10 protein-coding genes are annotated in these 13,274 nt (G+C 58.8%); 5 read left to right on the top strand and 5 right to left on the bottom strand.

The features are described 5' to 3' along the window. Positions 1-87 precede the first annotated feature (87 nt). Both Enr13x_RS20010 and Enr13x_RS20005 read right to left on the bottom strand, forming a co-directional pair. Positions 88-1,239 carry a hypothetical protein gene (locus Enr13x_RS20010; RefSeq protein ID WP_145388701.1) on the bottom strand — a complete coding sequence of 384 codons (1,152 nt, stop codon included), beginning with the start codon at positions 1,237-1,239 and terminating at the stop codon, positions 88-90. A gap of 176 nt (positions 1,240-1,415) precedes the next feature. Beyond that, the gene (locus Enr13x_RS20005) at positions 1,416-1,709 is read right to left on the bottom strand and encodes a transcriptional regulator (RefSeq protein WP_145388700.1); all 294 of its coding nucleotides are present in this window, start codon (positions 1,707-1,709) and stop codon (positions 1,416-1,418) included. A 595-nt stretch (positions 1,710-2,304) separates the two neighbouring features. Between Enr13x_RS20005 and Enr13x_RS20000 the strand changes: the two genes are divergently transcribed. The 4 genes from Enr13x_RS20000 (at position 2,305) to Enr13x_RS19985 (ending at position 7,893) form a co-directional block, all read left to right on the top strand. Then, positions 2,305-5,019 (top strand): hypothetical protein, encoded by a 2,715-nt coding sequence (locus Enr13x_RS20000; RefSeq protein ID WP_145388699.1) that lies wholly within the window; start codon positions 2,305-2,307, stop codon positions 5,017-5,019. A 79-nt stretch (positions 5,020-5,098) separates the two neighbouring features. Beyond that, positions 5,099-5,896, top strand: a complete 798-nt coding sequence (locus tag Enr13x_RS19995; protein ID WP_145388698.1) for a tetratricopeptide repeat protein — start codon at positions 5,099-5,101, stop codon at positions 5,894-5,896. A 405-nt stretch (positions 5,897-6,301) separates the two neighbouring features. Next, positions 6,302-7,036 carry an SGNH/GDSL hydrolase family protein gene (locus Enr13x_RS19990; RefSeq protein WP_231743658.1) on the top strand — a complete coding sequence of 245 codons (735 nt, stop codon included), beginning with the start codon at positions 6,302-6,304 and terminating at the stop codon, positions 7,034-7,036. Positions 7,037-7,305: 269 nt separating this feature from the next. After that, positions 7,306-7,893, top strand: a complete 588-nt coding sequence (locus Enr13x_RS19985) for a hypothetical protein (RefSeq protein WP_145388697.1) — start codon at positions 7,306-7,308, stop codon at positions 7,891-7,893. Positions 7,894-7,968: 75 nt separating this feature from the next. On the opposite strand, the gene Enr13x_RS19980 is transcribed toward Enr13x_RS19985, so the two are convergent. Together Enr13x_RS19980 and Enr13x_RS19975 are read right to left on the bottom strand one after the other, a co-directional pair. Then, positions 7,969-8,439, bottom strand: a complete 471-nt coding sequence (locus tag Enr13x_RS19980) for a nuclear transport factor 2 family protein (protein WP_145388696.1) — start codon at positions 8,437-8,439, stop codon at positions 7,969-7,971. 56 nt (positions 8,440-8,495) lie between these two features. Further along, positions 8,496-9,080, bottom strand: a complete 585-nt coding sequence (locus tag Enr13x_RS19975; protein ID WP_145388695.1) for a carboxymuconolactone decarboxylase family protein — start codon at positions 9,078-9,080, stop codon at positions 8,496-8,498. 223 nt (positions 9,081-9,303) lie between these two features. Between Enr13x_RS19975 and Enr13x_RS19970 the strand changes: the two genes are divergently transcribed. After that, positions 9,304-10,923: a sigma-54-dependent Fis family transcriptional regulator gene (locus Enr13x_RS19970; protein ID WP_145388694.1), complete on the top strand. Its 1,620-nt coding sequence runs from the start codon at positions 9,304-9,306 to the stop codon at positions 10,921-10,923. Between the two features lie 187 nt (positions 10,924-11,110). On the opposite strand, the gene Enr13x_RS19965 is transcribed toward Enr13x_RS19970, so the two are convergent. Further along, complete coding sequence (locus Enr13x_RS19965) at positions 11,111-12,367, bottom strand: DUF1559 domain-containing protein (RefSeq protein ID WP_145388693.1); 1,257 nt, start codon at positions 12,365-12,367, stop codon at positions 11,111-11,113. Positions 12,368-13,274: the final 907 nt, after the last annotated feature.

The following is a 13,274-nucleotide window of genomic DNA, read 5'->3' as shown; positions in this document are numbered from 1 at the left end:
GAGTCAAATAAATGGTGGGTGGCACCATTTGGAAGTGGCGTTTGGAAGTGGCGAGGTGCTCGAATGCATCGGCCCCGCCGGCGAGCACTACAACACGTCTGTTTTGATCGCTGATCCGTCGGGGCGGGTCAGCCGGAATTGAAATTGCCAATCTTGTGCCCACGGTTCCGTTTGGGCGTTCTGCAGGACCTTGATCATCACGGTGTTTTCACCGTCGACCAACTCGCAGTCTTCGACATATTGGTCGATGCGTGTTCCCGAATGGTAGACTTCATTGCTGGAGACGAGTTTTCCGTTGATCCAGACTTTGTTGGCGGTGATGCAGCCGATCCGAATCTGTGCCGCCATGGGCGTTGCTTCGCCGTCGACGTTGAAGGCGGTGAAAACATAAGCGGCGGCATCTTTTTCGTTGGACAGCGGTCCGTTCAAATCGACCATGCCCAGATTGTCGTCACTCTCAATCTGTTGCCAGGTGACGGTTCGCTTTTTCCCCGGTTCCGGTTTGGGTTCGCCGGCGGCATCTCGGGCGATCGGTGACCCCGATTCGAGGTAACGGTTTTCGGGAACGTAGGCCGTGTCGAAGTGTTCGCTGTCGGTGTTGTCGAAGGGGCCGATCAGCCACCAACGACGCATCATGCCCAGTTCTTCGGCGAGGTCGATGTTGACATCCAAATCGGACAGCAGCTTTGCCGTCTTCTCCAACTGTTGCGGGCTGCGACCGTGGGCGATCACTTGGCCAAAGACTTGCTCGGCCTGATCGGGTTGTGTCGACATCAGCGCCGCCCCCGCCTCGATCATCGACTCGATCTTGAGGTAGCGGATCGGCAACGAGGGGTCTGTTTCAGCCTCGGCTAGCAATTCAGACGTCAGGTTCTTGTCGTGTTGGGTCAACAACTGGTACGCGACGTAACGTGCGTCGGCGTTCTTGGAGCGATCGGCAAAGAACCCCAGCAGGGCGTCTTTGGGAAAGGCCCCGTTGTCACTGACGTCGGCCGCGATCGCCCGCAACCAGTTTGTCCCACGTTTGGAGGCGCCGTCAAAACCGTCGAGAACATCGGTCACCTGATCGCTCGGCAGCGATTGAAGCTGGTTGGCCGCTGCCGACGCGTCCTGGTCCAGCGCCACCGAGCCGTCGGTCTTGGCAATCGCTCGAATCGATTGCTCCACGCCGGGCTGGGCTGAGAACGCGGCAGGAATGGACCAGATCGTCACCAGCGCGATTCCCGCCAGGGGTCTCATGCCCGCTCGGGGTGTGAAACAACGCGAGAGCGAGCGGCAGCCGGGACGACTAGGAATGAGACGAAATTTTCGAGTCTTGTTCATCGATCAAGTGGGTCGGGTTGGGGCGGGCGAGATTCGCAGCATGATAGCCGAATCGGACACCGCCCGTCGAACACCTTGATCGGGAACGCCGCTTAGAGCAGGTCTTCTTTTTCCAAGATTTCTCGGTACTGATCACGTTCGCGACGGGTCGCTTCGAGATCGAAGACGAGGTATTTCATGTCCAACCGAAGCTGCGACAGGGCCTCTTGGACGAGGTTCAGGATACGACGCCGCCGGGTGCTGCAATCGATCGCTCGTGAAAGCGCCGGCGCGACCGTGTCACGGTAGCGTGCAGGGAGGGCGTCGATCGCTGCAGTCAGCTCACGCAATTCTTGAGGAATTTCGTCGCCAACTTGTTTGTTCGATCCGATCGTCGTCTTTTGCATGCGCCAGGGCTCCGGAGAGAGATACGTTGAAGGGTTGCTTTGATTGCCGTCCTTTGCACTCGCGATGCCGAATCCAGCCAGCACAGCCGAGGTTTCTGCGTAAGGTGTTTCGCAGCAATGGCTTAGGGTGATCGCAGTTTCTGCGATGTCAAAAGGAAACGTTGAAAAAAATCAACACCGTTTCGGCTTGGCTTGACACCCTAAATCTTGATACACAAACGTCTTACGTAGTAAGCGACGGGTTGCGACGTGATGTGGAGATTTTTCTACATCGTCGCGTCAACCGCACACTTTGTTACACGAGTCACCGGCAGGCTATCAGTGGTTGCTCCGATAGCGACGTCCCCGTCGTCCTGCTGATTGTTTGGGCAACGCAGATTTGGGTCAACAATTGAAGTTCAAATACCGAGTGCCGCGTCCGAAAGTGTTGTCAGTCGTTCGGGCTCGGCAAAGCTTGCCGTCGGTCGATCGCTCCGGCAGCTCCAACCAGGGCCGAAGGCCCGGTGGTGTCGAGCGGTCAAAAAGCGAAAAAGACGCCTCCTTGCCCCGGTTCGGATCGCCCCGACGGTCGCCCCTTGCCGCGATCCTGATTGCCGTGCTTGTCCCTGTTTTCGTTCTCTCAGATTGCCCGCTCGCGCGAGCCGATCTGTTTGATTCGCTCGATGCCTATCCACCTCGCTGGCACCTGGACACTTCCGATTGCGACGCACGCGTGATCGATCACAAGAACGTCGCCGGTGGCGGGGTTGATGGGGGTGGCTGCGAGTCGATGACGTTCCAAGCCGGCGTCGGCAGCGAGTCGATCTTGGTCTATCCGATCGAACCGGTTCGCGTGTTCAATGATCTGGTGGCGAACGTTTCGATCATGAGCGCCCGAAAGGGCGCGCGGATCGGCTTTCGTGTCCGGTTTCCGTTTGTCCGCGATCCTCAGACGCGTCGTCCCGTTGCGGCAATCATTTATGGGGCGACCTATGAACATCCCGGCAAATTCCAATCGCTCGGGATCGGCAATGTGGAACGCGAGCTACGAATCAAGATCGCCAAACTGCGCTCCGTGCACGGAACGGATGCGAACGTCAAGAATCCGTACATCGATGCGATTGCGATCAACGCTTACAGCGGTCCCGGGACGACGACGTTGCGGATCGACCAGGTGTCCGTTCGCGGAATGATTCCGGTGGGGGATCATGGCCGTGTCGAGATGGTTCCGTCGAGTCGTGAAACGGGAACGGTCGATCTCCGCGGTGAACCCGGTCCGCTCGGTGCGCCGCGGTTGTTGCAAATGCGGCGTCCAGTCGCCGAACGCAAACGCTCCGGTCAGAGCGTCGTCGCGTCGGCGTTTCCACAGGACAACGTGATTCGTATCCTGGAGCATCGTGGAGAACCCCTGGACTGGGTTCGCTCGTTGGGGTTCGATGCGGTCTTGTTGTCGCGCCCTCCGACTGCGGATCTTTTGCGTGAAGCGATCCAGTCGCAATTGCTCGTCTACGCACCGCCGCCGGTGGCGCCCGATCCCGCGCTCGCCGCGCTGCTCGATCCGGTGATGGCCTGGTACCTCGGCGGCGGAGTCGCGTTGGACAATTCTCGTGTTTCACAAACCGATCAAACCGTTCATCGTCTGCGGCTATTCCCCGAAACCTGGCAACGCCCGATCGTGATCGCGCCGGTCGAACGTTGGGCGGGTTATGCATCGATCGCCGATGCAATCGTCTCCGATGCGGCGCTTCGCGGTCGAGGATTGTTGGCGGCCGAGCAGACACTGGTGTACCAGGATCGCCGCGCCCGAATCGGCAGCGGGACCGAGGTCGCCGTGGCGATCGAATCGTCACCACCGAGCAAGTTGGCGGAGATGAATCGATCGATCAGTGCTGCGATCGGGGCGCCCCCCGGAGGCAACTTTCGCTGGCATTCGATGTTCACTCAAGTGATTCAGTCACTCGAACAATCACCCCGCGCGATCGTGTTTCGTTCTCACGAGTCGCTCGTTTCCGGGTCGCTGTTCGCCCACCAGCGATCGATGGCACTGAGCTATGTGAATCGATTTGTGGCGATGATGGGGCCGTGGATCGCATCGACACGCCCGGCCGCGCCGTACCGGATCCGTGGCGCCGCCTATCGTTGCGGCCGATTGGACGCCGACGGAGACCAGTTTTTGCTGCTCACGTCCGACCAGACGGTGCGCGACCAGACTCTGGCGGGCGACGGACGCGCTGTCGAGATCTTGCTGTCGCCGGAAATGGTGCATCGCACGGCGTGGCGATTGACCAATTTTTCGGCCCAACGGATCGACATCGCCCCGACCCCCACCGGTGCCCGGATCGAGATCGTTTCACCGGACGTCGCCGAAGCCATCGTGATCAGTGCCGATTCGTCCCTGGGCGCCCGGCTTGAGCAATCCGCGCGACGCTTTGCCGCCCGGGCGGCTTCGGATCGTTGGCAATTGTGCGTTGATCAAGTCCGTCAGATTCGCCAAGACTGGGACCACGCCGTCAGCTCCGGCGCGACCGAGGCGATCATGCCGGTCGATCTTTTGACCGCGGCGCGGCGGACACTCGATGATGCGGAAACCGTTTTTCGTGCCGGTGATGCCGAAGCCACCTTGCGCTTGTCTCGCCGCGCCGATGCCTGGTCGGTTCGTTCGAGTCTGCAGCTTTCTCAGGCACTGCTGTCGGGAACCCTCCCCGCCTTTTCGCCGCGGCACGTCAGCAGCCCGCCGATCGACGAAGGCCGTCCGACCTTGCAAACGGCGTGGCAGCCGCTGATGCGAGACGAAGGCTGGAGCGAGAATCTGATCGCAACGGGCGGCTTGGACCAGCCCGATGTCTTGTCGTCCGGCGGCTGGACGTTTGGGCAACGGAAACTGGTTCGAGCGCAGTCCGATGCCCGCTGGATGTCCCGCGGATTCTTCAGCGGCCGAGGCGCGATCGCGCTGTCCGCGGCCGCCACGGCCGGTGAGTCACTTGGCGGCGGCTACGAAGGCACGATTGCGATTCTATCGAGCCCCACTGTCCGCATTCAGCCGACTCAGGCCATTCGTGTCGATGCGATGATTCGCACGATCGGGTTCGGTGCACCGCATCAAGGAATTTTGGTCTATGACAGCTTGGGCGGCCAAGAGATGGGAATCTTGGTCCGCGGTGCGACCGATTGGACTCCTATTCGACTGTACCGGCAAAGCACCGGAGAGACGGAGGTGCGTGTGATGTTCGAAGTGATCGGCGACGGAGAAGCCGTGATCGACGAAGTGGAAATCAGTGTCTGGGATCCGGCCCCCTTACCCGAGCTTCCCTTGCGTCGACTTACTCCCTAGCTCCATCACGTTTGCATTTCGTTTACGCTGGTGCCAAGCTCCCCTACCCAAGCAAGACTAAAATCCCGAGCCGTCACGCATGCCAACGACCATCAATGGAATTGGGACCCAGTATTACGGCCGAAAGAACCCGCGCGTTTATGGCGGCATCTGTGAATCATGCCAGCGACACGTGACGTTGACCGACTACGAAACCGGTTACTACATCGTCGTGCTGTTCATTCCGGTCATCCCACTGGGAAAGAAGCAGATCATCGGGGAGTGCTCGGCCTGTCGACGGCACCGAGTCATGCCGCTTAAAGAATGGGAACGGATTCGAGAGGAAAACTTGGAGTCTGGGTTGGCCGGCTTGGCGGAAAATATGGACGACCCGTCCAAGGCGCTCGAACTGCTGCAAAGCATGACCGTCTTCAACCAGCTTGACGAAGCGATGGAGCTGGCGGCGGCAACCGCGAAACAGCACGCCAAGGACTTTGACACCCTGATCGACATCGGGTCGTGGTATGAACGCCAAGGACAGACCGAGCTGTCCAATCGATGTTTCGACCAGGCGATCGCGTTGGACCCGGCGCATCCGACCAGCAAGCGAATCCAAGGCGTCGACGCACTTCAGTCGGGCAACCCGAACGAGGCGGCGAAATGCTTTGAGCCGCTGCGTAAGTCGGCCGACTTCTACGACCCATCCCTGTTCTACATGTTGGCCAACGCCTATCAAGCCAAGGAGATGCACGAGGAGGCGCTCGAAGAGTTCAAGGATCTGCTCACCCGGATCCCCGAGTTTGGCAACGACAAGGAATTCCGCAAGGCCGTCAAGAAATCCGAAAAGGCGACCGGAAGCCCGACGTCGATCCTGCCTAAGAAAGGACTGTTCGGTTGAACCCGCTGTGCAACCGGCGTGTGTCGACGGCTTTTCGCACGAACGATGGCCCTCCCGGGCCGTCGTCCGTTGGACTCCCGACGACGACCTAGAAAGGACGTCGTACAACGGTCCACTTTCCGAGTACGACGGCCCTTCCGGGCCGTCGTCCGTGGGACTCCCGACGACGACCTAGAAAGGACGTCGTACAACGGTCCGCTTTTCGAGTACGATGGCCCTTCCGGGCCGTCGCGAGGAAGACTCTCCTGGACGACCTAGATAAGGACGTCGTACACACCGGCGCATGTTGGTCTCTCGCTGGCGATCGATTAAACTTTGCCCCAAGTTCGGGTGACGTGGCATGGCGCCATGACACACACCCGAATCAACTTGATGCTACCGTCACCCTTTTTGGCAAGATCCTTGATGAAACGTCGCACCTTTCTGTCCGTCGCCGCGTCGGCGGGCACCGTCGCCTGCCTCGACCAGCCCCGACTCTTTGCTGCGGAGAAGATGACCTTGTCCAAGGACGACGTGATCCTGTTTCAAGGTGATTCAATTACCGACGCCGGGCGCAACAAAAAATCGCCCGTTGCCAACGAAGGACTCGGACGCGGTTACCCCAACTTCATTTCCGAATCGCTGCATCACGATTACCCGGATCTGAACCTGCAAATCCACAATCGGGGCATCTCCGGAAACAAAGTTCCCGACCTGGACCGTCGCTGGCAAAAAGACTGTATCGACATCGAACCGAAAATCCTCAGCATCCTGATCGGAGTCAACGACATCTGGCACATGCTCAACGGCCGCTATGACGGAACTGCGGAAACCTATCGCGACGGGTTTGCCGCGTTGCTGGAGCGCACCCGAGGTGCACTCCCGACGACGACAATCGTGATCTGCGAGCCGTTTGTTTTGATGAGCGGCACGGTCAAGGAAAACCGTGACAAATGGTTCCCCGAGTTCGACGTCCGCCGCAAGCATGCCAAAGAAGTCGCTCAGAACGCAGAAGCCATCTGGGTTCCTTTCCAAACCATGTTCGACGATGCGGTGGCCGAGGGAACCGAGGCGAAACTGCTGGCCGGCGACGGCGTCCACCCCACCCCGCTGGGGCACCAACTGATGGCCAAAACCTGGCGCGAGGTGGTTGGAGTTTGACTCGGCCAGCGCCGGGGACGCCGGATCACGCCGATGCGATCACGCCGACCAATCGCTCCTGGGTGATTGGCAAAATCATTCGGGGCAGGAGAAGACGAAACGTCGCCAATTTCTGATCCGATGTCGTTGCCCGCGAGAGAACGTGGATCCCCTGTGGTTTCCACGCTGTGGCGCGATTTTTGCAGGTGATCTGGACGAGGAAACAAAAGTCATCAGCGCATCGCCACCATGGAAAGAGCGGGCGAATTCGCACAATTATGGGTGGACCAATGTCACACTTCAAAGCGGTCGGATTCGTGTTTTGCTTGTTGGTTGTGTTGGCCACCGCTGCGTTTTGCCAAGAACACCAGGCCAAGACGACCGAGCCTTCATGGCATGACTTGAATGTCAAACACACCAAAACGCAGTTGGCGTTGGCGAACGTTGAACTGCTCTCTGCCCAGGAGATCAACAAGGAGTCCCCAGGAACGATCGCTCGACTCGTGATCGAGCGACTGAAGTCCGACGTGGCGATCGCCGAGCAACGGTTCCAAGAGGCGGAGATGGCGACCGTTGGTGGAAGCGAACGCATTCGGCTTCGCAACGCCCAAGAAAAAATTCGTTTGGCGAAACTCAATTTCGAGAACGGAAGACTGCTGCACGACAACGGAATGGTGAATGACCTGGAATTGGAACGCCTAAAACTGAAATACGAGCTGGCACAGTTATCGCTTGTGCTGTTGAAGAATCCACAATACTTCAACACGATGCTCCAATCCCTGGACGCCAAGGTCGATCGTTTGGCAGACGAAATCCTCTCACTCGATCAACGACTTTCAAGACTCGAACCGATCCGAGGTTTCATTCCGACGAATTGACCGCGCGGGTGTGCGACGGTATTCCCGACAAGTCGGCCGCCATCTGTGACGGCCGACTTTCAAATCAAGCCCCGCCTATTTGACGAACTCTCCCAAGCCGGGATGGTCCGCAGGACGGGGCCCCATGGGCCAGTGGAACTTTCGATCCGTTTCGTCGATCGCGTCATCGTTGATGCTGGCTTCGCGGCGTCGCATCAAACCATCGTCATCGAACTCCCAGTTTTCATTGCCGTAGGCACGAAACCAATTTCCCGTCTCGTCGTGGTACTCATACTGAAACCGAACCGCGATCCGGTTCTCGGTGAATGCCCACAATTGCTTGACCAAACGGTACTGCTGCTCCCTGTCCCACTTTCCAGACAGGAACTCGACGATCTGCGGACGCCCTGCGACGAACGTGTCACGGTTTCGCCATTGGCTGTTCGCAGAGTAGGCCAACGAAACACGTTCGGGATCGCGCGTGTTCCAGGCATCCTCGGCAGCCCGGACTTTTTGCTCCGCCGTGTCACGGGTGAAGGGCGGTCGAATGTCGGTCGGCTTTGGCATGCTGTAATCCTCTTCGTTCAGAGATGTTGAATGTGATGATCAGCTTGCAGCGTTGATCAGGCCACGCCGCAGGTCTCGCTGTGGCAACCGCCAGACGATGGCGAGTCGATCGGCTCGGCAGGCGGGAAGTCGTTGTCCGTTTCCGCGACGTGGTTGAAGTAGTTGGTCAACAGGTTCAGCGCCGTGTTGGCCACGACTTCAGCAATCTCGCCGTCGCCCAAGCCGGCACGCCGGGCCGCGGCGACTTCGTCGTCAGAAACCAGACCGCGTTTTTCGACCAACTGTGCCGCGAGCTTCACGATCGCATCGGACTTGGCATCGGCGGCGGTCACCGATCGGGCGTCACGGATCTGTTCGGACGTCAGTCCGACCATCTTGCCGATCGCCGTGTGAGCGCCCAGGCAATAGTCACATTGATTGGCCTGCCCGACGGCCAAAGCGATTCGCTCGCGATCCTTGGCCGACAGTCCGCCCGCGGCGAGCGCGCCGCTGAATTTCAGGTACGCGTCCAGGACGGCCGGCGAGTTGGCCATCGTCGACATCATGTTCGGGATCATGCCCAACTTGGACTGAACTCCGTTGAGCAATTCTTGGGCGCTGCCGGTTGCGTTCGCGGGGTTGATGGGGCTGATTCGGGTCATGGCTACTTTCCTCATACAAAGGGGGGTTTTGAACTGCAAGCAGTGAAAGCCACTGCTCGTCGGTATCCGCTCAAGCATGTCCCGGACCAAAACGCAAAGAAACCCGCAACTACAATGCTGAACAGCACTTACGACACCAAAGGCGAAAACGTGAACGACACGAGATCTCGTCAATTCACGAAATATCGCTTGCCGATGACGAATTTTCGCGTATGTTTTGCGAATGCTCGGCGACAAGACACCCCTGATCGATCAGCCCAAGACGCTGCTGTTGGAGATGGCCCAGCGGCTGCAGGTCAACGATGCGCTCAAGTTGATCGTCGATCACATTGCCGCGTCGCCGGCGGTGGCGTTGGTGAGGATCTGGCTGATCCGTCCGGGGGCCGGCTGCGAAACGTGTCCGCTGCGACAGGAGTGCCCCGACCAAACCCAGTGCCTGCATTTGGTGGCCAGCGGCGGCGCGTCGGTGGTGGCCCCCAACCGCGACCTGTCGCGGACCGACGGCGCGTTTCGACGGTTTCCGATCGGGGTCCGTAAAGTGGGGCGGATCGCCGCGACGGGCGAACCGTTGGAAGTTGGCAATCTGGCCGGTGAGCCCGATTGGCTGGTCCACCCGGACTGGGCCCACTCGGAAGGCATTCGCGGTTTCGCCGGCCAACCGCTGGTGTACCGCGGCGAGGTGCTCGGGGTGCTGGCGGTGTTTAGCCGAACCACGATCAACGACGAAGACCTGGACTGGCTGCGCACGATCGCCAACCATGCGGCCGCTTCGCTTGCCAATGCGTCGGCATGGGAGGAGATCGAATCGCTGCGTCGCCGGCTGGAGATGGAGAACGATTACCTGCAAGAGGAAGTGCGGACGAGAAACGCATTCGGCGACATGGTGGGCAAGAGCGCGGCGCTGCAAAAAGTCGCCGAGCAAATCGAGCTCGTCGCTCCGACCGATTCAACGGTCTTGGTGACCGGCGAAAGCGGCACCGGCAAGGAGCTGGTCGCCCGCGAGATTCATCGACGTTCTGCGCGCAGCGATCGGCCGCTGATCAAAGTCAACTGTGCCGCGATCCCACGCGAGCTGTACGACAGCGAGTTCTTTGGCCACACCAAGGGCAGCTTTACCGGCGCGGTGCGTGATCGGATCGGGCGTTTCGAATTGGCCGATGGAGGCACGTTGTTCCTGGATGAAATCGGGGAGATCCCACTTGATCTGCAGAGCAAGTTGTTGCGGGTGCTTCAAGAATCAGAGCTTGAGCGTGTCGGCGAAGAACAAACTCGCCGCGTCGACGTGCGGATCATCGCTGCCACCAATCGCGATTTGGAAGCGGAGAGCGATGCCGGCCGATTCCGCAGCGACCTCTACTATCGGCTCAGCGTGTTCCCGATCGAGCTGCCACCGCTCAGTCACCGCAAGGACGACATCCCGTTGCTCGCCGAACATCTTCTTGCGCAGCTGGCCCGCAAGCTCGGCCGTCCGACACCGCGGCTGACCAAGGCCAACGTGCATGATTTACAGCGTTACGATTGGCCCGGCAACGTTCGCGAGTTTCAGCACGTCCTCGAACGCGCCATGATCACGTCGAAAGCCGGACGCTTACGGTTCCAGCTCAATTCCGGCCTCTCCGCAAGTCGGCAATCATCCGTCAACGCGGCGGGTGCAATCGAGCCCGCTGATGAACAACGGGTGATGACGGTTGCCGAGTTGCGTGAACTGGAAACTAACAACATTCGCCGCGCCCTGTCACAATGCAACGGCAAAGTGTCCGGAGCCGGTGGAGCCGCTGAATTGCTCGGCATGAAACCGACCACCTTGGCATCACGAATCAAGAGCTTGGGAATTGCCCGCTGACCGTACGCTTGCCATCCAAGTAGAAGAGCATCGAGCGATTCATTCCTGTCGAATGCCGCGCCCGTTGCGAAAGGAGAAGATTCGAAACAACAAAAAAACTCTCGGCCTTTCGTGGGGCCGAGAGTTTTTTGTAATGGGTTCGCGTCCCGTCGATGACGAGTTGTTCGCGAGTCACATACTCGTGGGGCTATTGATTCAACTGTTCTTGAATCGTTTCGCGAGACGCCCTTGTTCCAAGCGCTCCCCAGAGGCCATAGGGACTTTGCGAGCCCGGGACGGAAACACCGTTGACGGGTGTCTGCCAAACCATCTCTTGGTGCAGGTCGCCGGATTCGATCGAGTCGGTGATGAAGATCACGGCGCCGTCAGCCAGCAAGACGTGTGCTCCACCCTGGTGCCGGCTCGACGGCGGGAACATACCGGTTTGCCCGGAATTGTTTCCTCCACCGATCGGGGCGTTGGGCGGGAAAATCGTGTGGACACCACTGAAGTTGGGACGAAAGTCGGCCCACTTGAATCCGCGTCCGTTGTTCGCATTTTCCGTCGGTATCCCCGTCGCCCAATACTTGGGTCGTTCGGGATCGAGTTGGTTGTTGTCGACGCAATAGCTGGGGTTCAAACGGATCTCGTTAGGGGGATTACCGTTGATGCTTTGCGTTCCTCGGGAATCGCGATCACCGAGATCGGTGAGGATCTCGGCGAATGCGACGGTGTTGGACAAGCCATCCAAAATGTCACGGAACTTGGAGTCTTTGTGGGGCACGAACACACCGCGGTCGGCGGCGAGTGACCGCAGGGCCCAAGTCTGGTTCGTCACGACCTCACCGCCGCGTGAGGCTTGGTGCTGTTTCGGTCCGCGAACCGACCATTCCATCGAATCACCCAAGCAGGCGGCGTAGTTCGTTCGCCCTTGTGCGGGCAGACCGACGCCGGGATCGCTGGGGCAACGCAGCATCGGGATCTCGGTGACCCAGGGACGGTATTGAATGAACTGTACGGTCGGACCCATCGGAGGCCAAGCGACGGTCAGACGGTTGTCCGGGTCGATCGCGTTGATGTAGCTGGGGTTTGAAATTTCGTCCCAAATGGCTTGCTGCTCCATGAACGGAGTCAAGCCGACCAGGGCACTCAAACGCCAGGCGTTGGAATCGCCATAGTTCGTCCACCAGTTCGTGGTGGCGTCGACGGAACCGAAGGGCGCCGCTCCGTTGGGGGGACTTCCCGTGCCGACGCCGTGGATCGGAAGTTGTTTGTAAGCACTGTGATAGTTATGAACAGCCAACCCCAATTGCTTGAAGTTATTGCTGCAACTCATTCGACGGGCGGCCTCTCGCGCTGCTTGAACGGCGGGAAGCAGAAGACCGACGAGGATACCGATGATGGCGATGACAACCAAAAGCTCAACAAGTGTAAAACCGTTGCTCGGACGAGCGGAACGCTTCATTGAAGGGTCTCGATGTAGAAGGTGAAAAGGTAACTTTGAAATACAAGTCGTTAAACTTACGTTGCGGCCAACAAGTTTCGAAGATTCGACGCGCAATTTAAAAACATCACAATCCGCGAATCGAGATCGTCCGACAGGCTACTGTCAGGTGGGCGTTCGATAGCCCCGACCAGGAGCCCCAGACCAGGCCGCTCAACAAGAGCTTGCATAATGGTAGGAGCCTACATCGTTGCTAAGCCGGTTTTGTTGTCAAGGGACGCCGTCACGAATTGATGTCCCGGCGGTCACTAGATAGGACGGCCGCTCCCTAGCAGCCTCGCTAAAGTGCGTTGTGACAACCATAGACCGATAAAGTTTTTTTGGATCCCACGTTCGTCATGGATCTGTCCCTGACGTTTTCGATCACTATTCTGGGTGAAAGTTTGCCACCCTAACGACGATCGAGCTGGCGTTGCAAACGATCCGACGAACGCCGCGGGCCCCATTGTTAGTGGTCAGGAAGCGCCCCTTCATCAAGCCTAAGAGCGGCTCTTAAGAATTCGTTAAGGGGTAGCGGTACTCGACACAAATTGACGATCACCTCCTCTCTTCTGGCTCCCCTCTCCCCCAACAATCTGGCGAGCCCCAGCGAGCCAGAGTGTTGGGGGAGAGGGGCTGGGGGTGAGGGGGGGAATCCAATCGATCGTGACGCATACGAGCAGAGTAGACCGAAGGCGATACTTGATAGCCAAGCAGTTGAACCCGACAACAATCACGCCTCAACATGATCGGCGATCTAGCACGTCAATCGATGTGAAGCGTCTCAATGCTGAGCCCCTCACCCCCAGCCCCTCTCCCCCAATCAACCCGTCGTAGAGATTGAGAGTTTGTAATATCGCATCGATAACTGGCATGTCGACCGTGTTGT

It is taken from the genome of Stieleria neptunia (assembly GCF_007754155.1).
Classification (GTDB): domain Bacteria; phylum Planctomycetota; class Planctomycetia; order Pirellulales; family Pirellulaceae; genus Stieleria; species Stieleria neptunia.
The sequence above is the reverse complement of the archived record's forward strand: the minus strand, read 5'-3'. Positions and strand labels throughout refer to the sequence as shown.